The sequence below is a fragment of the Bradyrhizobium sp. Arg816 genome (genome assembly GCF_029989365.1).
Taxonomy (GTDB): Bacteria; Pseudomonadota; Alphaproteobacteria; order Rhizobiales; family Xanthobacteraceae; genus Bradyrhizobium.
Window position 1 is genome coordinate 49,818 of the sequence record NZ_JAPRAQ010000003.1, and the last position, 21,015, is coordinate 70,832.

The 21,015-nt window shown below is 64.2% G+C and carries 21 protein-coding genes; 11 read left to right on the plus strand and 10 right to left on the minus strand.

Going from position 1 to position 21,015, the window contains the following annotated elements:
- Positions 1 to 22: 22 nt before the first annotated feature.
- The 5 genes from OWC48_RS08875 to OWC48_RS08895 form a co-directional block, all read right to left on the minus strand.
- Positions 23 to 1,546 (minus strand): TolC family protein, encoded by a 1,524-nt coding sequence (locus OWC48_RS08875; protein ID WP_282519642.1) that lies wholly within the window; start codon positions 1,544 to 1,546, stop codon positions 23 to 25.
- Positions 1,547 to 2,743 carry an ABC transporter permease gene (locus OWC48_RS08880; RefSeq protein WP_282519643.1) on the minus strand — a complete coding sequence of 399 codons (1,197 nt, stop codon included), beginning with the start codon at positions 2,741 to 2,743 and terminating at the stop codon, positions 1,547 to 1,549.
- Positions 2,740 to 3,444, minus strand: a complete 705-nt coding sequence (locus OWC48_RS08885; RefSeq protein WP_282519644.1) for an ABC transporter ATP-binding protein — start codon at positions 3,442 to 3,444, stop codon at positions 2,740 to 2,742. Before OWC48_RS08885 ends, OWC48_RS08880 begins: the two co-directional genes overlap by 4 nt.
- A 214-nt stretch (positions 3,445 to 3,658) precedes the next feature.
- Complete coding sequence (locus OWC48_RS08890) at positions 3,659 to 4,132, minus strand: hypothetical protein (RefSeq protein ID WP_282519645.1); 474 nt, start codon at positions 4,130 to 4,132, stop codon at positions 3,659 to 3,661.
- A 175-nt stretch (positions 4,133 to 4,307) separates the two neighbouring features.
- Complete coding sequence (locus OWC48_RS08895) at positions 4,308 to 5,021, minus strand: autoinducer binding domain-containing protein (RefSeq protein ID WP_282519646.1); 714 nt, start codon at positions 5,019 to 5,021, stop codon at positions 4,308 to 4,310.
- 599 nt (positions 5,022 to 5,620) lie between these two features.
- On the opposite strand from OWC48_RS08895, the gene OWC48_RS08900 reads away from it, so the two are divergent.
- The 6 genes from OWC48_RS08900 to OWC48_RS08925 all read left to right on the plus strand — a co-directional run bounded on the left by OWC48_RS08900 (position 5,621) and on the right by OWC48_RS08925 (position 11,520).
- The gene (locus OWC48_RS08900) at positions 5,621 to 6,301 is read left to right on the plus strand and encodes a hypothetical protein (RefSeq protein ID WP_282519647.1); all 681 of its coding nucleotides are present in this window, start codon (positions 5,621 to 5,623) and stop codon (positions 6,299 to 6,301) included.
- Positions 6,302 to 6,523: 222 nt separating this feature from the next.
- On the plus strand, positions 6,524 to 8,677 hold the full coding sequence (locus OWC48_RS08905; RefSeq protein ID WP_282519648.1) for an exopolysaccharide transport family protein: 2,154 nt from the start codon (positions 6,524 to 6,526) through the stop codon (positions 8,675 to 8,677).
- Positions 8,678 to 8,816: 139 nt separating this feature from the next.
- Positions 8,817 to 8,975 (plus strand): hypothetical protein, encoded by a 159-nt coding sequence (locus OWC48_RS08910; protein ID WP_166104648.1) that lies wholly within the window; start codon positions 8,817 to 8,819, stop codon positions 8,973 to 8,975.
- A gap of 176 nt (positions 8,976 to 9,151) precedes the next feature.
- The gene (locus OWC48_RS08915; RefSeq protein ID WP_282519649.1) at positions 9,152 to 9,475 is read left to right on the plus strand and encodes a hypothetical protein; all 324 of its coding nucleotides are present in this window, start codon (positions 9,152 to 9,154) and stop codon (positions 9,473 to 9,475) included.
- Between the two features lie 119 nt (positions 9,476 to 9,594).
- Positions 9,595 to 10,914, plus strand: coding sequence for an aminotransferase class V-fold PLP-dependent enzyme (locus OWC48_RS08920; RefSeq protein ID WP_282519650.1), 1,320 nt, complete (start codon positions 9,595 to 9,597; stop codon positions 10,912 to 10,914).
- Positions 10,915 to 11,130: 216 nt separating this feature from the next.
- Positions 11,131 to 11,520, plus strand: a complete 390-nt coding sequence (locus OWC48_RS08925; RefSeq protein ID WP_282519651.1) for a hypothetical protein — start codon at positions 11,131 to 11,133, stop codon at positions 11,518 to 11,520.
- A 40-nt stretch (positions 11,521 to 11,560) separates the two neighbouring features.
- Here OWC48_RS08925 and OWC48_RS08930 read toward each other — a convergent pair whose 3' ends face one another.
- Entirely contained in the window at positions 11,561 to 12,583 is a 1,023-nt protein-coding gene (locus tag OWC48_RS08930) for an LLM class flavin-dependent oxidoreductase (protein WP_282519652.1), read from the minus strand.
- Positions 12,584 to 12,613: 30 nt separating this feature from the next.
- Complete coding sequence (locus tag OWC48_RS08935; RefSeq protein WP_282519653.1) at positions 12,614 to 13,543, minus strand: LysR family transcriptional regulator; 930 nt, start codon at positions 13,541 to 13,543, stop codon at positions 12,614 to 12,616.
- A gap of 119 nt (positions 13,544 to 13,662) precedes the next feature.
- Between OWC48_RS08935 and styA the strand changes: the two genes are divergently transcribed.
- Both styA and styB read left to right on the plus strand, forming a co-directional pair.
- Entirely contained in the window at positions 13,663 to 14,913 is a 1,251-nt protein-coding gene (styA, locus tag OWC48_RS08940; RefSeq protein WP_282519654.1) for a styrene monooxygenase subunit StyA, read from the plus strand.
- A 6-nt stretch (positions 14,914 to 14,919) separates the two neighbouring features.
- On the plus strand, positions 14,920 to 15,423 hold the full coding sequence (gene styB, locus OWC48_RS08945) for a styrene monooxygenase NADH-dependent flavin reductase subunit StyB (protein WP_282519655.1): 504 nt from the start codon (positions 14,920 to 14,922) through the stop codon (positions 15,421 to 15,423).
- Between the two features lie 11 nt (positions 15,424 to 15,434).
- Here styB and OWC48_RS08950 read toward each other — a convergent pair whose 3' ends face one another.
- Together OWC48_RS08950 and OWC48_RS08955 are read right to left on the minus strand one after the other, a co-directional pair.
- Positions 15,435 to 16,148: a class I SAM-dependent methyltransferase gene (locus tag OWC48_RS08950; protein ID WP_282519656.1), complete on the minus strand. Its 714-nt coding sequence runs from the start codon at positions 16,146 to 16,148 to the stop codon at positions 15,435 to 15,437.
- The gene (locus tag OWC48_RS08955) at positions 16,145 to 16,603 is read right to left on the minus strand and encodes an Rrf2 family transcriptional regulator (protein ID WP_282519657.1); all 459 of its coding nucleotides are present in this window, start codon (positions 16,601 to 16,603) and stop codon (positions 16,145 to 16,147) included. The genes OWC48_RS08950 and OWC48_RS08955 overlap by 4 nt, the downstream gene beginning before the upstream one ends.
- A 250-nt stretch (positions 16,604 to 16,853) precedes the next feature.
- Between OWC48_RS08955 and OWC48_RS47120 the strand changes: the two genes are divergently transcribed.
- On the plus strand, positions 16,854 to 16,937 hold the full coding sequence (locus tag OWC48_RS47120) for a hypothetical protein (RefSeq protein ID WP_368860656.1): 84 nt from the start codon (positions 16,854 to 16,856) through the stop codon (positions 16,935 to 16,937).
- Between the two features lie 379 nt (positions 16,938 to 17,316).
- Complete coding sequence (locus OWC48_RS08960; protein ID WP_282519658.1) at positions 17,317 to 17,610, plus strand: DUF718 domain-containing protein; 294 nt, start codon at positions 17,317 to 17,319, stop codon at positions 17,608 to 17,610.
- 18 nt (positions 17,611 to 17,628) lie between these two features.
- Here OWC48_RS08960 and OWC48_RS08965 read toward each other — a convergent pair whose 3' ends face one another.
- Positions 17,629 to 19,650 (minus strand): YgiQ family radical SAM protein, encoded by a 2,022-nt coding sequence (locus OWC48_RS08965; RefSeq protein ID WP_282519659.1) that lies wholly within the window; start codon positions 19,648 to 19,650, stop codon positions 17,629 to 17,631.
- A 308-nt stretch (positions 19,651 to 19,958) separates the two neighbouring features.
- Between OWC48_RS08965 and OWC48_RS08970 the strand changes: the two genes are divergently transcribed.
- Positions 19,959 to 20,882 (plus strand): DMT family transporter, encoded by a 924-nt coding sequence (locus OWC48_RS08970; RefSeq protein WP_282519660.1) that lies wholly within the window; start codon positions 19,959 to 19,961, stop codon positions 20,880 to 20,882.
- Positions 20,883 to 21,015 lie beyond the last annotated feature (133 nt).

Below are 21,015 nucleotides of genomic sequence, written 5' to 3' on the forward strand. Positions count from 1 at the left end.
TCGCGGGTCCCGGCGTTCACGGTCAGTCTTTCAACGCGATGTGCCATGTCTCCAGTGTCGTCCCTAATTGGATATCCAGAAGCGTGAGCGCGTTGAGGTAGCCGATCATGGCGCCGAGCTGCTGGCTTTCGGCCGATCGCAAATCGTTTTCCAGTCCTCGCACCTGGAAATTGGCCGAGCGGCCGGCCTTCAATTTCTCCTTCTCGATGTCCACGGCCCGGGATGCCAGTTGGCGGGCCCGGCGCGCCACTTCGAGCTGCCGCCAGCGGATGTCCACGTCCGTCACCGAACCGCGGACCTGGAGCTCCGCGCCCTGGCGGATGCTCGCGAGCTGCAACTCCGACGTCTGTAATGTGGAGGTCGCCTGCACGAAAGGTTGCTCGCGGCGCAGATCGTTGAGCGGAACGCTGAATGCCGCGCCGACCGTCACGTCGGAGATCCGCTCGGCGGCGAAAGTGCCGCCCCCTGTCGTCGTCTCGCGCCCGAACCGCCCGCTTGCGAATACCGACAGGTCCCACAGCCGTTCATTCTGGGCGACGACGATGCCCAGTTTGTTTTGCTCGACGACGAGAACCTGCCCGAGATAGTCCGGGCGCTGGGCCAGTGCGATCTGCATCAGCCGCGACAGACTGGTCGCGATCCTCGCCGGATCGGTGCTCTCCCTGGCCACGATCGCGGCTCCAAGATCGATGGACAGAAGGTTCAGCAATTGCAGCCGCGCCGAATCCAGCGTCTTCGTCGCCTCGAGCACGCGGATGCGCTGGTTCTCGAGGTCGGCCTCGGTCTGCACGATATCGACTTCGGCCATTCGCCCCGCTGTGATGAGCGTGCGGTTGATGTCGACGAGCTCTTGCGCGCGGCCCACGGATGTCTGCGCCAGCTTCAGCTCTTCCTGGGCCTGAAGAAGAGCGCGATAGGCGAAGATGACCTGGCCGATGGTCTCCGAGATCGTCGCCTTCAGCCGCAGCCGGTTGATCTTCTCCGTCAGGCGGGCGGCTCGCACCGGCGCCATGTTGACATCGATGCCGCCTCCGCGCAGCAGAGGTTGCGACAATGTCAGCTCCGCGATGGAGCTGCGCGTGACAATGCCGGCCGTATCGCTCATCTGGTTCGCCCAGGCCAGGCCGAACGTCGCCCCCGTCGGCAGCAGGGCCGTGGCGGTCGGCGTGATCTCGGCACTCGTCGTGTTGATGCCGGCAATCTGCTGACGGGTCGCGCCCCCGTTGATCGAGACGTGCGGCGTGAACCGATCCTCGGCCACCCTCAGATCGAACTTCTGCGCGATCCTGTCGATATAGGCGCTGCGGATCGTCCTGTTGTCGCGCATCGCAATGGCGATCGCATCTGCAACGGTGAGGGAAGTACCTGCCGCCCTTGGGTCTGTCTCGACGGCCGGCGTCAGGGCAGCTGACGGAGGACTGGCGCGCCGGGCCTTGACGGTGGATTTTGATCGGGCCTCCTGCGCGGCCGCGCTGAGATGCGGAAAGGCGGTCGCCAGCATCATCGCGAGCGCAAGTCCGAGCCAACGCTTCCGCTGCGCGCCCATTTAGTCGGTCCTCAAGGCGGCAATCGGATCGAGCCGGGCGGCGCGTGCTGCGGGATAGCTTCCGAAGAACAGGCCGACGACGAGCGCCATGCCGGCTCCAAGCGGCAATGCGACCGGCGCGACAGCGAAGGACCAGCCGGATGATCTGGCGAAGAGCCAGCCGGTCAGCGTCCCCAGCACTGTGCCGATCGCCGAGCCGGCCGCCGACAGCAGCAAGGCCTCGACCAGGAACATCACGCGGATATCGTGGCGCCGGGCTCCGATCGCCAGCCTGATGCCGATCTCCCGCCGCCGCTCCATCACGCTCATCAGCATCACGTTCATCACGCCGACGCCACCCACCACCAGCGAGACCGTTCCGATCGCCAGCAGCAGAAGCCCGTAGATGCGCATCTGCTGGTCGAGGGTTGCGATCAGTTGCCTCGCGGTCTGCACGCTCACGCCGCTGCCTCGCATGCGCGAGCCGAAATATTCGGAGATCTTCTCCGATACGATCGCATCGTCACGCGCGATGTCGATCCGTGCCGCGACATTGGTGATTTGAGGAGACGGGATCAGGCGGCGTGCGGCCGCATAGGGAATGATGACGGATCGATTGAGATCGAGGTTGAGGACCATATTGGAGTAGACGCTGGCGAGGATGCCGATGACGGTCATGACCTGGCCGTCGAGTGAAATCTGGTCGCCGATCCTGACCGGCCTGCCGGTGCTCGCCGCGATGTCTTTGGTGAGATCGGCCCCGAGCACTGCGAACGGCGCGAAGCCGTCGAGATCGGACGTCCTTCGTCCCGTCGCGATCTCGGCCTTGGCGAGCGAATAGATCCCGTCCGTCGCGGCGACGAGGTTGGCCTGAAGCGAGGAACGGCCGATCCTGACGGACGTGCCCGTGAGGATGAGGGGAGCCGCGGCGATTACGCCGATGCCGGCGCCGCTGACGTCACGAGCCGCGTCGAACGGGATCACGGCATTTTTCGTTCCGTCCGATCCCGGGGTGACGTTCACGAGGTCGATGCCGAGCACGTCGAATTGCTGCATCGTCTCCTTGCGGGCATTGTAGCCGATGTGAAGCATCGCGATCACGGCGGCTGTCCCGATCGCGATGCCGACCAGCGCAAGGACGGTGCGGCCCTTGAGTGCCTGCAAGTTCGAGGCGGCGTCGAAAGCGAGCTCGCGCAGAATCATGCGATCACCGCTCATGCCGTCGCCCCGACGCAGCGGAGTTCACCCCTGTTGTCGTCGACGACGCCGCCGTCGCGCATGACGATGCGCCGGGGACAGCGCGCCGCGAGCGTGGGATCGTGGGTCACGATCACCATTGTGACCCCGGATTCTCGGTTCAGCGACAGGAATAGGCCCAGGATGTCGTCGGCGGATTGGCTGTCAAGGTTGCCGGTCGGCTCGTCCGCAAGCAGTAATGCAGGCTCGCCCACCAGGGCGCGGGCGATGGCCACCCGCTGGCGCTGCCCTCCGGAGAGTTCATCGGGGCGGTGCGTCAGACGATCCGTAAGGCCGACACGATCGAGAGCGACGGCGGCAGCCTGCCGGCGCCGCGCGCCCGCGACACCGCGATACAGCAGCGGCAACGCCACATTGTCGAGTGCGGACAGGCGCGGCAGCAGATGGAACGACTGGAAGACAAAGCCGATGTGCCGGTTGCGCAGCCGGGCCGCGTCGTCCTCGCGCAGGCTTGCAACGGATATTCCGTTCAGATGAATCTCGCCGCTGTCGGGCCGGTCGAGCAGCCCCATCAGGTTCATCAACGTCGTTTTGCCCGAGCCCGACGCGCCTGTCAGCGCGCACATGTCTCCGGCGTTGATCAATAGCGTGACGTTCCTCAGCACGGGCGCGCCGCCCGCAACTCCGGCGTAGCTCTTGCTGGCGCGGGCAATGCTCAGCATTCCGCGTGACCTCGGTGACGATAGGGCTGCGAACCGCGGTGAAGGCCTTGGACCAATGAACGCTTTCGATCGTACGAACGATTGAGCAGGCCGGCCAGATGATCGCGATGCTGCAGCACCACGGGTGAACCGCGCTGCTGCAACATTGCTAGCTTATTCGGATTGTCCGGCGCGAGCGTCTCGTGCCTACGAGACACCCACAGCGGCACCATCTCTAGTTCGTAGTGGTGACGTTATAGACGAACGTACAGGTCTTGAGGTCTTGACTGACAAGCGCATATTGGCAGCTTGGACTATTGCCAGTACCATTGCCCTTAGAAAAGGTGATGCTCTTGTCCTCACATCCTGGCCCCGGAAATGTGCTGTTCGGTCCGTAGGCGCTAACCACGAGCTGACACGACTTCCTCGTGAGACCGTCCATATAGTAGAACCGCGTGCTCATGGTGCGAATGTACTGGGTGCTCGCGGCCGTGTGCGTGAGCACTCCGGTCGTGCCGTTGTTGATGTCATGCGGGATAGTGCAAGTGCCGCCGTTGCAGGCGTTGTATGCCGGTGTAAAGTCACGCCCCATGCCGAACCCGGTGTTGTTCTTCCAGTTGATGGTGATGGTGTCGTTGGCGTGGGCCGTTGTCGCGAAGGCCGCGACGGCGACAAGGGCGGGCAGGATGGAGCGCAGGATATTTTTCACAATGTCTTCTCCGCTGACAAAACTGGAAAGCCGCGAGCCGCAGCATCCGGCGGAGAGCTAAAAGATCATGCCCGTGCTTCACAATCTGAGATAATAAAACTTGACATGCTCGCCTTGGTTCGATGTCGTGCGCAAGTATACGCGTCTCGAAGACAGATCGAGCGTGCGTCCCGCGTCAGGCTTGAATGATCTCGAGGCTGACGGCCCTGGCGATCAACTGCGTGAGCGTCGCACATTCGAGCTTTGAGCGCGCGCCCTGCAGATAGAGGCGGACGGCGGTCGGTGACAGATGCAGGTCGGCGGCGATCTGCTTTGGGCTGAAGCCGCGCGCGGCGAGCTGAAGAGTCTCCCGCTCACGCGCGGAGAGCAATCGTTCGAGCCCTTGTGGTCGCAAGCCTGCGAGCCGCACTGCCTGATCGTGAATGAAATGGGCGATGATCAGAAAATCCCGCATATAGGTCATCCGCCGGCTGGCCCATGTGTCGGTGGTGACGTTCGAGGCGATCGACAGGCGTGCATGCTCGCCGCCGGGTCCTCGGATCGGGATCGTCATGCCGCGAGAGCCGGCCATGCGAAAGGACGCTCGTGCATCCTGCATCTCCGGGGCGGCATCGTCCCAGTCGAGCGGCAAGAAATCGCTCCGGCCGTTTTGAAAGAGGGGGGCTGCCTGAAGGCCATCGTGTTTGAGGTATTGTTCTGCCAGGTCATCCTCGGATGAGTACAACAGGATCGGGTTGCGCGCATCCGTCGTCTCGGGTCGGCGTGCGGCGTTGTACGCGACGAGCGTGAGGCCATAATCTCTCGAAATTCGAGCCAGCACGGTTTTCAGTTCATCGAGAGTCGTCGAGCCTGCAATGTTTGCGAGGGTTTCTTCGATCGGCGGAAACATTTGCGTTGCCCCCAGTCTTATCCAGTCATCAGTTCTCCGGGCTTCCCGGTTAGGTTGTGGTAGTGACGGGAGCTGGTGCGGAGCCGTTGATTCAATCCACTCCGCCAAACGGTTCGCAGCTTTGTGCGGGATCTTCGCGGCGCGTCATTTGGACGCGCCCTGGTCCGGAAGCATCGATCGATCTGAGCGTGGGCAAGCTACACGCACGCAGCAAAGTGCTGCCTTCGGCGCGATCCGGGCCATCGTTCAGGTCTCGGCGGCACGTCAGGCGGGGGGCGGAGCACCGCCCCGCCATTTAACGGTCGATTCACTATCGGGGGCTGACTTGCAATTTCGCAGATTGTGCGGCCTTGACCGGAACCGTTAGCCTGCGGGCACTGATTCGGCTTCGCGCCCTGAGGTTGATCAGCCGTGAGTGCGATGAGTGCGACCGGGAGTCCTGTCTACCGCGACATGGTTCCTTATCGATGCGTCCGCTTCGGTCGGTCGAAACTGACTAAGGTGCGGCTGCTATCGTGACGACTGGCATGAGGCCAGCCCCCTGCTTGTGACCCGGCAATGATTGGCGGGCGTCCAGGTAACACAGACCAGGAGGCCACATGGTTGCCATCAATTCCGTCGGCGCGACAGCGCTCACCATCCTGAAAGCCGCCAACGTTCAGACGGCTGCCGAGCCCGAATCAAGTCCCGCCAGCGTCATCCCTCATGTCAACGCTGTGTCGTCTCGCCTGGCGCCGGGCGTGTCTGACGCGCTGCTGAAGATCGCCGCACTCGTCAACGGAAAGGCTGCCGCGGCGAAGGGAGGGAGCTCTGCTGGCGGGGCTGTCACTCTCTCTCGTGCGCGCGAAGGCCTTGTCGAATCGCCCATGATGAAGCTCTCCGAGCTTCCGAAGGATCAGGCCGAATATCTGAAGAGGTTCGGCGCGGATGCAGCGGTGCGCATTGAGGGCGTCGAATTGAGCGATGCAGATTTTGAGCGAACGGTCCTCCAGTTCGGCATGGAGAGCTGGAAGGATCTGCCTGGCTTCAACGACGCGCTTGCCAACGGAACGTTGAAGATCCAGCGGGCAAGCGACGTGCCCGAAATCGGCTACGAATCGTTTGACTACGATATCTACAGCGGCGGAAACCTCCTCGGCGGCGTAGGCTGGAGCGGCATCAACAACAAGAAGCTCTACTTTGAGATCCAGGCGAAAGGCATCAGTCAGGCCTTTGGGTCGATCCATGGTCAGGAGTTTTATGTGACCTGGCCGGACGCGAGCCTGGCGAAACCTTCGTAAGGGCCCCGGACCAACGTCATCGCGCCCTGTCGGTTCATCCGTTCCGACCTCGTCGGAACTGATGAACGTGCGGCTGCAATCGTGACGACTGGCATGAGGCGCGCGCGTTAACAGATTGTTCACCAGCCACGGCGCGCCCGGCGTAACCACCGGTTAACCATGGATATTTACGGTGTGGCAAGCCTCTGAACGGGGCTGTCAGTTGATTTCGAGTCCAACCTTATGGCGTTCGGTAGAGGCGCATCTCCGCGAAGCATCGCCCCGACGGAGTCTGCGGCTTCGTGGGAAGCGCCGCGGGCTGCGACGGCGAGGCCTGACGGCGCTGCTCCGGCGCAGATCAAGGGATCGCTGACCGTCACCGGTGCGCTCTCCTTCCTGCGCGAGAATGGCCGGCGCATCCTGACGCTGGCGCTGGCGCTGTTCGCCCTGGGCGTCATTGCCCTGATGGTCTTGCCGGTCCGGTATGCCGCGACAGCCCTGGTCGTCCTCGATCCCCGCGAGCTGCGCGTCACCTCGGAGCAGGACGTGCTGCCGGGCATCGGCCAGGATGCCGCGGCACTTCAGAGCCAGATCGAGATCGCCAAATCGGACGGCTTTCTCCGGCCCCTGATCGAGCAGCTCAAGATCGCCGACGACCCGGACATCGCGGGCGGTTACACCGACATGACGCGCCTGCTCGAAAAATTCCGCAACCGTCTCGATATCTCGCGCCGCGGGCTGACCTACGTCATTGCGATTTCATTCACCTCGAACAATGCGGAACGGGCTGCGCATTACGCCAATGCCATCGCCGAGGCGTTCGTCACGAGCCAAGGCCGTGTCCGCACCGAGGCGACGGACGAGGCGGCCGACTGGCTCAAGGACCGGCTGAAGGCATTGAACGAGCGCCTGCGCGCATCGGAAGATGCGGTTGCCGCCTTCAGGTTCGAGCACAAGATCCTCAATGCCGGCAAGGATTCCACGACCCAGCAATTGCGGGTGACCGACCTCAACCAGCAGGTCTCCGCCGCTCGCGCGCGCACCGAGGAAGCGAGGGCGCGTTACGAGCAGGTGCAGCGCGATCTCAAGGCCAATGTCGAAGGTCCGGTGAAGCAGGACCTCCTGAGCATGCTGCGCGCGCAGCGCTCGACCCTGAACGATCAGATCGCGCAGAAGAAAGCGGTGTACGGCGACCGCCATCCCGACCTCGCGATCTCCTACAGCCAGCTGGCTGACATCAACAGGCAGATCGAGGTCGAGCGGAAGAAGAACATCGACACGGCGAAGTCCGAATATGAGGCTCAGCTGGAGCAGCAAACCGCGCTGGAAAAGCAGCTCAGGACGGTCGAGACCCAGATGCTGGTCGACGGCCAGGCGCTCGTGAAGCTGCAGGAGCTGCAGCGCGACGCCGATGCCAACAAGAACATCTACGAGCAGTTCCTGTCGCGGTTCAAGACGACCAGCGAGCAGCGCCAGCTGCAGAGCTCCCAGACCAAGATCGCCTCGCTCGCCATTCCGCCGATGCGCTCGACGCGTCCGCCCCTCGCCTTGTTGCTCGCGGCGCTCGCGATCGGCTCGATCCTGACCTCGACGGCCGCCGTTGCGGCGATGGGAAACATGTCCGACAGGCCCGCGCCTGCCGAGGCTCCTGCTCAAGCTCCTGCGCGTGCGGAAGCGGCGGACGTACCCGATCGGCAAGTCCAGCGTCCGGCTCCGGCCGCGCGCCAGCCCGAGGCGATGCCGAACCTGCCTGTCTGGGCCCGCATTCCCGATCTGGGGCTTGGCGCCGTGGCCACCACTGTGTGGCAAAGGCCGATCACTGCCTCGGCCGAGCTCGATCTCGGCGCATATCTGCGTCCGCTTCTCGAGCGGATCGATCGCGCGCCGGTGCGTGGCTGCAAGGTCGCCCTCGTGCTGTCGGTCGGCAAAGGTGCCGGCGGCAACACCGTTGCGCGCTCGCTCAATCGCGCGGCGGTGAATCGGGGCATGATGAGCGTGCTGATCCGGCTCCAGCCGGAATTCGCCGGTCACCAGCCTCCTGTGACCGAATGGCAGGACGGCTCGACCACGGCAGGGCTGCAGTCGATCGACGAGCTGCTGAGCGCCGGCAGAAAAGCCGACGCGCGGCTAGAAGACGATATTCGTTCGGAATTCGATCTGATCGTCGTCCATGCGAGCAATCTCGCCCTGCAGCCCGACGCCATCGCGCTGGCCGCGCACGCGGATCTGATCATCCCGGTGGTGCGCGCCGGCGAGCTCGGTTCGGCGGCGATGCGGCGGGTCACCGCTGCGCTGTCGAGGTATGGCACCGTGCCGACCGGTCTCGTCGTCAATCACGCGCCGGCGGGTTCGGTGGCGCCTCACCCTGAGGGCAGCGCGTTAAGCAGGGCGGTTTGACGATGACGACCGGTGGCAAGGCTGCGGCTCGTGCCTGAGGCGCAGCAAGCGCACCTGTAATCTGCTTCACACGCGAACGCGCCGAATGACGCTAGATGAACCAGGGCCCGCCTCCGCGCGGCCTGGTTCGGAGCTGGCGATGATGGCTGCACTGGCAAAGGCGATATCCCGCGCGACGAGAACCAACGTTGATGTCGAAACCGTAAAGGTGCTCGTGATTTTCTCGGGCGCGGGCTTGCTGCTCTCTCTCGTGGCCGCGATGATCTACGGACAGGCCCTCAACGCCGCTTTGTTCTAAGATCGCGCGAGTCGGCTCCCTTACGACCCGAAGCAGGTCCTTATCCCCGGGAGCCCGCCCGAAGCGGGCGTCTCGAAGAATCGGCCTTGCATTCGAGCCGTCATTGACGCCGTGAGGCGGCGACCGCAGGATGCAGCGTCTCCAATGCGCGACTATCTCGGCTCGGGATTGCGGCGATGACCTGTCAAGCTCACTCCGTAACGCTGGTGCTCATTGCCCGAATACCGCCTGAGGGTATCGAGGCCTTCCGCGCCTACGAGGATGCCGTCTTGCCGCTACTCGCTGCGTTCAACGGGCGTGTGGAGCGTCGTCTTCGAAATCCGGATGGCACGATCGAGGTGCACATCGTCAGCTTCGCATCCGATGCGGACTTCCAGGACTATCGCAATGATCCCCGGCGCCTTGCGCAAGCCGGGTTGCTGGAAAAGTCGTCCGCGAAGCTGGAATTGCTTTCGATGGCGGACGTCTCGGAATGGCCGGTGACATCGGCGCAGGGATGATCGACGGCGCAATGACCGGGATGTAACCGGGCGCGCCGGGCATCATCGAACTGTCATCGCTTCGTCATGCGCGCTCTATGGATCGCTGCTCCCTTCGCCGCGCATCGTGGGGGGCTGATATGCATCTGAATGAGACAACGTCGTCCGACCGCCGGTCGATCCTGAAGGGCCTCGCGGCCGCAGCCGTGACGTCCCTGGCGGCACCGGCCATGGCAGCCGACGGGCTGCCGGCACAGCCGACCGGAGCGGCGGCCGCCATCGCCACCGACAATGCCTATTGGACGGCGGTGAGGGGGCTCTATGCCGTGACGCCGGATGTCGTCAATCTGGAGAACGGCTTCTGGGGCATCATGGCCGAGCCGGTGAGGCGCGAGTTCATTCGCCAGACCGACATGGTCAACTATCAGAACACCTACTACGCGCGGCAGCGCGCGGGTGCGGATTTCGAGGCCGTGCGCATCAAGGTGGCCCAAGCGATCGGCGCGGCGCCCGAGGAGATCGCGCTCACCCGCGGCGCGACCGAAGCGCTGCAGCTGCTGATCGGCGGCTACAACAAGCTGAAGCCCGGCGACAGCGTGCTCTACGCCGACCTCGATTACGATTCGATGCAGTACGCGATGAACGCGCTTAAGGCGCGTCGCGGTGTCGACGTGGTCAGGTTCGATGTGCCGGAGCCGGCCACCCGCCAGGCCGTGCTCGACGCCTATGCCCGTGCCCTCGAGGCGAATCCCAAGACCAGGCTTCTCCTGCTCACCCATGTCAGCCATCGCACCGGCCTCGTCATGCCGGTCGCCGAGATCGCCCGCATGGCCAGGGCCAAGGGCATCGACACCATCGTCGACGCCGCCCATTCCTGGGGACAGATCGACTTCAGGGTGGGCGAGCTCGACGTCGATTTCGTCGGCTTCAACCTGCACAAATGGATCGGCGCGCCGCTCGGCGTGGGCTTCCTCTACATCAGGAAGGATCGCCTCGCCGACATCGATCGCGACATGGGCGACGAGGATTTTGCGGAGACCGATATCCGCTCGCGGGTGCACACCGGCACGGTCAATTTCGCGACGGTGCTGACGGTGCCCGCGGCCGTTACGCTCCATCAGCAGATCGGCGCCGCGGCAAAGCAAGCCCGCCTCCGCTATTTGCGTGATTACTGGGTGAGCCGCGCCCGCGGATTCAAGGACATCGAGATCCTGACGCCGGATGAGGTCGGCTCATATGGCGCGATCACGTCCTTCCGTCTCGCCGGCAAGACCAGCAAGGCGGACAACGAGGCGATCGTCGTGAAGCTGAGGGACAGCCACAAGGTCATGACGGTGCGCCGGACCGGCGTCGCCAAGGGCCAATGCATCCGTGTGACGCCGGCGCTCTTTACCGACGAGGCCGATCTCGACCGCCTCGTCGAGGCGCTCGCCGTCGTCACCGGTACCAAGACGGGGTAGGCCCGGGCGCGGGACTGACATCGCCACGAATTCGCGGGACTTCATCCTCTGCGCATCTGACCAATGTCAGATGCGGGGCGTCCACGAGCCCCGGCCGCCCCATTTTATCGGCCCACGGTCTGGTTTATCTCTGTCACTCCGGTGCCCTGCGCAAGGAGGAGACGCGTGCTCGACTATATTCTCAGATTCGTGACGCTCGGATCGATCATCGTTGGCTTGGCCGCGATCTATGCGGCGCTACACACCAACAATCGGCGTCTGGGCGCGGACATCTTCCTTCGATATTCCGACCGGGTTTCCGACCTGCGACGACGCCTTCCGGTCGCGGCATTCCTCGAGCGAGGGGCTGCCGGCGACATTGAGATCACACCGGAAGAGCGCCGGGCGGTACACGAGATCATTCACGCGATCTTCGAGCTCTACGAACTCAAGGTGCATGGCTTCTTTCCGCCGGCGATCTGGAAGATCAGGGAGCCCGATATCGAACGGCTGCTCTCGCTGCCGGTCTTTCAGCAGGAACTCGCAGGCCTGGAGGGCCGATATACGAGACATCCGCGTCTGACAGCCTGGCTTGAGAAGATCAGGGGTCAGCAAGAGACCGCCTGACTTGCGCAGTGAATCGGTCGCAGTGAATCGGTTGGTGGTCTCACCGCCAGCCAAGCGCCGGCGCGACGTGCTTCAAGATCGCCTCGATCGCATGCGCGCAATAGTCGACGCCGAGCTGGTTCGGAATCGTCAGCAGCAGCGTGTCGGCCTCGGCGATTGCCTCATCCTGCTTGAGCTGCTCGATCAACGCTTCCGGCTCAGCGGCATAGGAGCGGCCGAAGATCGCGCGCGTTTGCGGGTCGATGAAGCCGATCTGGTCTTCGCCGCCGCGCTCCCCGCCGAAATAGGCGCGGTCGCGATCATTCATCAGCGCGAAGATGCTGCGGCTGACCGACACGCGGGGCTCGCGGGTGTGGCCGGCTTCCTTCCATGCGGCGCGATAGGTGCGGATCTGGGCGGCCTGCTGCACATGAAAAGCTTCGCCGGTCTCGTCGTTCTTCAGCGTCGAGCTCTGCAGATTCATGCCGAGCTTTGCCGCCCACACTGCGGTCGCGTTCGAGCCGGCGCCCCACCAGATCCGTTCGCGCAAGCCCTGCGCATGCGGCTCGAGCCGCAGCAGTCCCGGCGGATTGGGAAACATCGGCTGCGGATTGGGCTCGGCAAAACCTTCGCCGCGCAACAGGTCCAGGAAGACCTCCGCGTGGCGCCGGCCCATGTCGGCATCGCTCTGGCCGTCGGCCGGGCGATAACCAAAGTAGCGCCAGCCGTCGATCACCTGCTCCGGCGAGCCGCGGCTGATGCCGAGCTGGAGCCTCCCGCCGGCGATGAGATCGGCGCTGCCTGCATCCTCGATCATGTAGAGCGGGTTCTCGTAGCGCATGTCGATCACGGCCGTGCCGATTTCGATTGTGCTGGTTTTTGCGCCGACGGCGGCGAGCAGCGGGAAGGGCGAGGCCAGCTGGCGCGCGAAGTGATGCACGCGGAAATAGGCGCCGTCCGCGCCGAGCTGTTCCGCCGCGACGGCCAGCTCGATGGATTGCAGCAGCGTGTCCGCCGCCGAGCGGGTCTGCGACTGCGGCGAGGGCGTCCAGTGTCCGAAGGACAGAAATCCGATCTTTTTCATGGGCGTCATTTAATGATGGCAGGGGCGGCGTCAACCGCCTGCGCCGGCGGCGGGGGTATGCGACGGGGCTGGCGTGAAATGCTCGGCGCGGTCAACCAGGAGATCCAGAAAGCTTCGCGCGCGCAGCGACATCCACTGCGTCTCCGGATAGACCGCATGCAGGGGCAGCGCGGCGATGGTGTAGTCCGGAAGCACATGCTCGAGCTCGCCGCTGCGAAGACCCTCCGCGGCATTCCATTCGGGCAGGATCGCGATGCCGAGATGCTGCATCGTCGCCTCCTGCATCGCATCGGCGTCGTCGACATGAATGGGTCCGTTGATCGATGCGACGTGACGACCATGCTCGGATTCGAAGGCCCATTGGTGCGCCGGCGACATCCGTGAATAGACGATGCACTGGTGCGAGCCGAGATCGTCAGGCGTCCGCGGCAGCGGGCGGCCGTGCAGATAGGTGGGTGTCGCGACCAGATGGCGCTGCACGGTCCCGAGCCGGCGGGCGACCAGCGTGCTCGGCTCCAGGTTTCCTATGCGCAGCGCCAGCTCGATGCCTTCTTCCACCAGATTGACGAACCGCTCGCTGAAGCGGATGTCGACCCGCACTTCCGGGTAATTCCGAACGTACTCGGCGATGACAGGCATCATGTAGCGCCGTCCGAACGACGACGGCACGCCGATCCGGAGCGTGCCGGTGGGGCGGGGTGCGGCCTGCTCGACACTCGACCGCGCCATGTCGAAGCTGTCGAGGATCTGCCGCGCGAGATCGTAGATCCGGTGCGCCTCGGCCGTCGGCTTCAGTGTGCGCGTCGTGCGCGAAAACAGCTGCGTGCCGAATTCGCTTTCAAGCATCGCAATGCGCTTGCTGATCGCGGGCTGGCCGATCCCGAGCTCCTTGGCCGCAGCCGAGAAGCTGCCGCCCTCCAGGGCGCGAACGAAAGCGCGCAGGCAATCGATCCGGTCCATAATTCATTCCTGTTTGGAATAAATTATATCCCATTTATTCCGTAGTGCGCAATCCGGAGGGCCGTTAGGCTCCCTCAAAACAAGCCATCACAGGGCAAGGAAACAGGGGAGGAGACCACGTGGCACGCAACATCGGAATCGTCGGCGCCGGCATCGCCGGCCTGCATCTCGCGCTCTACCTGCAGAAACATGGCGTGGACGCCACTGTTATCACCGACCGGCCGCCCGAGGACTATCGCGACATCCGCCTGCTTAACACCGTCGCGCATCACCATGTGACGATCGCGCGCGAGGACTATCTCGGCGTCAATCACTGGAGCGATCCGAAGGACCATTATTACTACCACGACCATTTCTTCAATTTTCCGCAGCCGCTGAGCTTTCGCGGCGATTTCTCGAAGCCGAGCCGCGCCGTCGACTACCGGATCTATCTTCCTGCCCTGATGCAGGATTTTGTCAGCCGCGGTGGCAAGATCGAATACCGCCGCATCGAAGAGCGCGACATCCGTCCGCTGGTCGCCCGTTTCGATCTCCTGGTCGTCTCGACCGGCAAGGGTCCGCTGGGCCAGCTCTTCACTTACCGGCCGGAGCACACGCCCTATTCGCAGCCGCAACGGCGGCTGTGCGTCGGGCTTTACACCGGCGTGCGGCAGCCCGATCCCATGAACGTCACGCTCTCGGTGTCTCCAGGACATGGCGAGATGATCGTGATCCCGACCATTACGTTCGGCGGTGTCGCCAACGCACTGCTGATGGAGAACGTGCCGGGCGGCGACATGGAGGAACTGGCCACGCTCAGCTACGACGACAACCCGAAGCACTTCTTGAAGGTGCTGCTGGGCAAGCTCGAGAAGCATCACCCGACGACCTACGACCGCATCGACACCGCGCGGTTCGATCTCGCGCAGCCGCAGGACCTGCTGCAAGGCGGCGTGGTCCCGACGGTGCGCAACACTGTGGTCGAGTTCGACGACGGCAAATGCGCGATTGCGCTCGGCGACGTCCATGCGATCGTCGATCCCATGATGGGCCAGGGCGCCAATATCGCATCCTATGCGGCCTTCGTGCTCGGCGAGGAGATCGTCAACGCGGACGCGCTCGACGTACGCCTCTGCGAGAAGGTCGAGCTGAAACGACAGGATCGCGTGCTGGCGGCCTCGCGCTGGACCAATGTGATGCTGCAGCCGCCGACGGAAGCGCTGGGCATGCTGATCGGCGCGATGAGCCAGAACCCGGCGCTGGCCAACGAGTTCACCGAGAATTTCAACTACCCGGACCGGCAGTGGGATCGCATCTGCACGCCGCAGCGCATCCAGGCCTGGATCGAACGCATGTCGGCGCCATCAGAGCCGGTCAGGGCGATTGCGTGAGGACCGATGCGAGTGGGGACTGACATCCAGCGCGCCAATCCGGCGTCGTTCCGCGAAGCCGCGTCGCGCTTTGCGACCGGCGTCGCGGTGCTGACCGCGCTGGACGAGCACGGCCGGGTCTGCGGCATGACCGCGAACAGCTTTGTCACCGTCAGCCTGTCCCCGCCGACCGTGCTGGTGTCGGTCATGCCGGGACGCATGCACCGGGCGATCTCGGCGACAGGACGCTATTGCGTCAACGTCCTGCCCGAGCATGGCCGGGACCTGTCGCGGCACTTCGCGAGCCAGCCGAACACCGGCGCGGCGCCGGATTACGACATCGTCGACGGCCTGCCGCGCCTGTCCAGCTGCATGGCCTGGTTCGCCTGCGAGGTCACACGCCACGTCGATGTCAGCGACCACACGCTGATCATCGCCGAAGTCTCGAACTGCGACTACCACGACACCACGCCGCTGGTGTTCTTCTCAAGCCGGTATCATCTCGGGCCGGGCGTGCCGGTGGATCGGTGAGGGGGCGGGCCTCAGGCGTAGGCCACCCAGCCGCGGAACGTGAAGCCGGTGTAGAACAGGGTTGGGTCGGAGAAGCCTGCGTCGCGCAAGATTGCTTCGTCTCGCGCTGGCGCCAGGATGCTCAATTGCCCGTCGACCGCTTTGCGGGCGGCAGCAGCCTTATCGGGCTCGAGTCCAGATGCGGCGAGAAAGGCAGAATACCGCGAGAGCCAAAGCGGCCGTTCATCGTCGTCACCTGGGATGCTGAAATGGGCCGCAACGAACGCCGCGCCTGGCTTGAGGCGGCGGCGGATTTCGGACGCCATTCGCAGCCGTTCCTCGACATCGACGAAGTGCAGGGTCAACAGGCACGTCGCGCCGTCGAATGGCCCCTCTGGCGCAACGTCAATATAGCCCTGATGCAGATGCGCGCGCGACGCGAGCGGGCCCAGCGTCTGCTTCGCGAGATTCAGCATCGCCGCGGACGGGTCCACGCCATCAAAGGTCCAGCGCGGCTGCGCTTGCGCAAAGGCATTCAGCTCCAGGCCGCCGCCGGCGCCAAGAACGAGTATTCGCGCATCTTCACGCGCGCGCTCGCCCAAGAGGATCGCCGCCATGGACAGCATCGAATTGTAGCCGGGAACGAACCGTGGCGGCCCTTCGGTGTACTTCGCCACCATCTGCGGATCGGAGAACGCGTTTTGAATGTCGGTCACGATGTTGTCCTGCTGAATAGAGTTCATCATGCGTGATGGGCGCTCATGCCTTGAAGCTTTCGGGATCCGAGGCGTTTGCGCAGATCGTCACCCAGCATCGCCAGCGTCACCTCGCCCAAGCGCGACAGCAGCAGTGCCTCTGCATCGTCAAAGGCCTGATCGAGCGCCGCATTGACGGCTTGCTCGACAAGGCAGCCCGGCGCCTCCGTCCTATTGCCCATGGCCAGAAGCGAGGGGCTGCCGAGCGCGGCGTAGACATCGCGCAGCGTCACCTTCGAAAGATCGCAAGCCAGCGTCCAGCCACCGCCGTGCCCCTTCTCGGACCGGACGTAATTGAGGTCCCGCAGGCCCGCCATGATGCGGCGGATCACCACCGGGTTGGTGTCCATGGCCTTCGCCAGGGTCTCTGAGGTGAAGGGGCCAGGCTGCTGCGCCATGTGCAGCAGGACGTGGAGAACCCCTGATAATCGGCTGTCTCGTTTCATGTAACTTCTTATGTTACATGATGGCGCCGAGGTCAACTGGTTTTGGTGCGTGCTGTTCCGATCTCACGAAGTCCGAGTATTCTACGATTTTCCCGCGCGACCGTCGAAATTCTGGCGATCGTTGCCAAATCGGAGGCTGAGTCATGCCTCACACAGGTCGGAGATCCGGAGTGAAAGAGGTCCCGCTCTCCGTGATCAAGGATGATCTGTCCCGCTATCTCCGTGAGGCCCAGAGACGCAGGAGATTGTCATCACGCGTCACGGCAAGCCGGCAGGCGTGTTGATTGGATTCGAGCCGGAGGAAAGATTGGTTCGAATACCGCTTGGAGCATGATCCTCGCTTCCTGCAGCGCGTCGAACAGGCGCGGAACAGCCTGCGCGCGGGACGCGGCGTGAAGCTTGAGGATATCGATACGGAGTAGCGCTGGGGGCTTGCCGACGCCATGCGCCGATGATGCCATTATGCTCCAGTTTTGCCCGACGGGTCAAGCTATTTTCTGTTTTTCGGAAATTTCGTGCGAGAGCAACCAACCCAGACGTGACGGCGATTCAACCCGCCGTCGTTGCGCTTTAAGCCTTTGATTTCGCTATCGCCGGCTACTGTGCATGGGGTTGTTTTCGACTTTTTTTGTTTTGGGGTGCAAAAATATCTGTCCGAACCCGACTTGGTCCGGCGCTCGCCTTTTCATCAATCCATTTTCGGGAGGCGCATCATGCAAGTCTATAACGTGGTGAAGTTCAAGGTGAAGGCCGGTGAGGAAGCCGCCTTCCTTGATGCGCATCGGGACGGCAAGGCCAAATGGCCGGGTCTCGAACACGGCGTCATCATCAAGACCGGCGAGCAGACATTCTGCCTCATCGGCACGTGGGCCAGTCAGGACGCGCTGGTTGACGCGCGATCGGCGATGATCAAGACGCTCGACAGTTTCAGGTCGGTGCTCGAGGACCAGGGCAACGGGCGCGGCGTGACGGATGCCGTGTCCGGGGCGGTGGTGCTCGCAATGTAGCAGGCGGCTGGCCGCCTGCTACTTCATCACCCGCAAGCCCTTGGTCGTGAAGCGCTGCGTCTTGCCGCCGGGACGGAGCGGGCGCCTGGTGCCGGCGGCCTTGCCGGTGCCGGGCGGCTGGTGCGCGGGCACGAGCTGGTCGGGGCGGGAGCCGATCAGATCGGCGCGGCCCATTTCCTTCAGCGCCTCGCGCAGCACCGGCCAATTGTCGGGGTCGTGGTAGCGCAGGAACGCCTTGTGCAGGCGGCGCTGGCGCAGCCCCTTGATGGCCTCGACCTTGTCGCTGCCGCCGCGTCGCACGCCGCGCAGCGGGTTGACGCCGGTGTGGTACATCGCGGTTGCGGTTGCCATCGGCGAGGGCAGGAAGGTCTGCACCTGATCGGCGCGGTAGCGGTTCTTCTTGAGCCAGAGCGCGAGGTTCATCATGTCCTCGTCGGTCGTGCCCGGATGCGCCGCGATGAAGTACGGGATCAGGTAATATTTCTTGCCGGCCTGCTCGGCCGCGGCGTCGAACATCCGCTTGAACTGGTTGTAGGCGCCGATGCCGGGCTTCATCATCTTGTCGAGCGGACCGCGCTCGGTATGTTCGGGCGCGATCTTCAAATAGCCGCCGACGTGATGGGTGACCAGCTCCTTGATGTATTCGGGGCTCTCGACCGCGAGGTCGTAGCGCACGCCGGAGGCGACCATCACCTTCTTGATGCCCTTGGTCTCGCGCACCTTGCGATACAGCCGGATCAGGTCGTCATGCGAGGTGTTGAGGTTCGGGCAGATCTCCGGGAAGACGCAGGACGGCCGCCGGCACGCGGCCTCGACCTTCGGGTCCTTGCACGCCATCCGGTACATGTTGGCGGTGGGGCCGCCGATGTCGGAGATCACGCCGGTGAAGCCCGGCGTCTTGTCGCGGATTTTTTCGATCTCGCGCAGGATCGATCCTTCAGAGCGGTTCTGGATGATGCGGCCTTCGTGCTCGGTGATCGAGCAGAAGGTGCAGCCGCCAAAGCAGCCGCGCATGATCGTCACCGAGAACTTGATCATGTCCCAGGCGGAGATTTTGGCCTCGCCGTAGGACGGATGCGGCGCACGCGCGTAGGGCAGGTCGTAGACCGCGTCCATCTCGTCGCTGGTCAGCGGGATCGGCGGCGGGTTGAGCCAGAGATCGCGATCGCCGTGACGCTGCACCAGCGGCCGTGCATTGCCGGGATTGCTCTCCCGATGCAGCACGCGTGACGCGCGCGCATAGGCTTCCTTGTCCTGCTCGACTTGCTCCAGCGCCGGCAGCCGGATGACGGTCGCACCCTTCTGGCGCGTTGCGCCCTCGTCGGCGGAATCGAGATCGTCGGCGTGCAGCTCGGAATAGTCCTCGGGCACGCGGCGGAACAGCGCGACGCCCCTGATGTCGCTGAGCTCGCGCGGCGCTTCGCCGGCGGCAAGACGGTTGGCCACCTCGACGACGGCGCGCTCGGCATTGCCGTAAAGCAAGAGGTCGGCCTTGGCGTCGGCCAGCACCGAGCGGCGCACCTTGTCGGACCAGTAATCGTAATGCGCGATCCGGCGCAGCGACGCCTCGATGCCGCCGAGCACGATCGGCACGTCCTTGAACGCCTCGCGGCAGCGCTGGGCGTAGACGACGGTGCAGCGGTCCGGCCGCTTGCCGCCTTCGCCGCCGGCCGTATAGGCGTCGTCATGGCGCAGGCGGCGGTCCGCGGTGTAGCGGTTCACCATCGAATCCATGTTGCCGCCGGTGATGCCAAAGAACACCTTTGGCTTGCCCAGCGTCTTGAACGGCTCGGCCGAATGCCAGTCGGGCTGCGAGATGATGCCGACCCGAAAGCCCTGTGCCTCCAGCAGCCGCCCGATGATGGCCATGCCAAAGCTCGGATGGTCGACATAGGCATCGCCCGTCACCAGCACGATGTCGCAGGCGTCCCAGCCGAGCGCATCCATCTCGGCGCGGCTCATGGGAAGGAACGGCGCCGGCTTGCGCGGGCGCGCCTGCGCCATCAGGGGCTTTTCGGCGGTCATGATCTGGGTGTCCATGGCGCACAGGCATAGGACTCCGGCGGCGCAAATTCAACCGACGGACACGTGAAGATTCGCGGTTCCGCCAGGAGCAATCCGGCCCGCGTGAGCGCGTTAACCGTTTGCGAGCCCCTGCCGGACGTCGGCAGTCGTGGCCGGTTCGCGGCCATGCCGGCGGACCATCCGTACGGCGTCCTCGACGAGGCGGAGATTGGTCGCCGTCGAGCCCAGCACCGCCGCCCGGAACGGTGCGCGTGCCGCATATGCATATGAGCGATCCCTCTTCCGGGTTCTCACCGGGGCCGACATCGGATATCCGATTGCCCATGGGCAAGGAAACTTCTGACGGCGCGGCGCCGTCCACCGAGGCCTGGCTCGGTGCGGTTGCGCTGATCGGCTTCATCCTGGTGGCGACCGCGCAGGCCTCAAATCAGATTCTGGCGCGCGGGCTTGCGGGGTCGGTCCCGCCCTTCGCGCTCGCCTTCTTCCGCTGGAGCATCGTTGCCATCGGGCTCGCGCCGATCGCATTCGCCGAAATCCGCGCCGGCCGCGTGCCACTTGGCAAGAACATCTGGCCGATCCTCGCCGCCGGCTTCATGGGCATGTTCCTCTGCGGCGGCCCGGTCTATGCCGCGGGCATCTCGACGACGGCGATCCACATCGCGTTGATCATGGCGCTGTCGCCGATCACGGTGCTGATGATCTCTGCGGTGCTCGGCATCGAGCATGTCGGCCCGCTGCAATGGCTCGGCACAGCGCTTGCGCTCGCCGGCGCCTTGCTCATCATCTCCGGCGGTCATCCGGAGACCTTGTTCGCACTGGAGACGGCAGCGGGCGATGGCCTGGTCGTGATCGCGATGCTCGGCTGGTCCGGCTACACGCTGCTGCAATCGCGCGCGGCGCCCAAGGCGTCGCTGCTGGCGCGCATGAGCCTGTTCGCAGGCGCCGGCGCGCTGTTCTCGCTGCCGCAGGCGCTGATCGAGATGTGGACCACGCCGGCGCAGGTCTTCAGCACGAAAGCGGTGTCGGCTTATGTCTTCGCCGGGATCGTTCCCGGGCTGCTCGCCTATGCCGGCTTTGCCTGGCTCGGCGGCAAATTCGGTTCGGTCCGAACCTCGCTCGTGCTTTATCTCGGACCGATCGCGAGCGCCCTGCTGTCGTTCGCAATTCTCGGTGAGCCGCCAAAACTGATCCATCTGTTCGGCGGTGTGCTGATCCTCGGTGGGGTCTGGGCGAGCCTGCGCAAATAGTTCCATCGCTCGGAGTTGTGGTTCATTCGCAGGAACCAACGGCCTCCGCGAACATTCTGATCAAGGGACCGGTGCGAGCCATGCTCGCGCGCGACCCGACCATCCCGGCGCCAGTGCCGTAACCGGATTTTGC